Annotated in this window: 1 protein-coding gene; it reads right to left on the bottom strand. The window is 75.2% G+C overall.

What is annotated here, in order from left to right; translation table 11 throughout:
- Positions 1–581, bottom strand: a 581-nt coding sequence (locus tag AC1D12_RS34930) for an MBL fold metallo-hydrolase (RefSeq protein ID WP_477845619.1), incomplete at both ends; no start/stop codon positions are given.

Genomic DNA, 581 nt, shown 5'->3' with positions numbered 1-581 from the left:
CTGACGCGCAGCACGCACGAGACGGCGTTGGGCTTGCGGACGCGGCCGTAGTCGTCGGCGAACGGGTGCAGCATCTGGAAATGCACGCCGTCCCAGTCCCAGGACTGGCCAGCGACGCAACGGGTGGCAGGCACGCCGGCATCGCGCAGCGGGTGGCCGTCTTCCAGCGAGCTGTCGAGTTCGGCGACCGGCAGGCCGGCGATCACGGCCGCGGCGCCGCCGGTGTGGTCGGCATCGCGGTGGCTCAGCACCAGGCGGTCGATGCGGTCTTCGCCGCGCGAGCGCAGCAGCGGCAGCAGCACGCGCTGGCCGGCGTCCGACTCGCGCGAGTACTGCGGGCCGGCGTCGTAGACCAGCAGGTGCTGCTGCGTGCGCACCAGCACCGAGGTGCCCTGCCCCACATCGAGCGCCAGCAGCTCGAAGCGGCCGGCGGCCGGCAGATCGCGCGGCGGCAGCAGCAGCGGCAGCGCCAGCGGCACGGCCAGCAGGCGCAGCCGCCACGGCAGCGGCAGCACGAGCAGCACCGCGGCCAGCAGCCCGGCGACTGCCGCCCACCCCGGTGCGGCCGGCACGCTCCACAC

The sequence above is a fragment of the Rhizobacter sp. P1_G5 genome, from assembly GCF_056405435.1.
The sequence above is the reverse complement of the archived record's forward strand: the minus strand, read 5'-3'. Positions and strand labels throughout refer to the sequence as shown.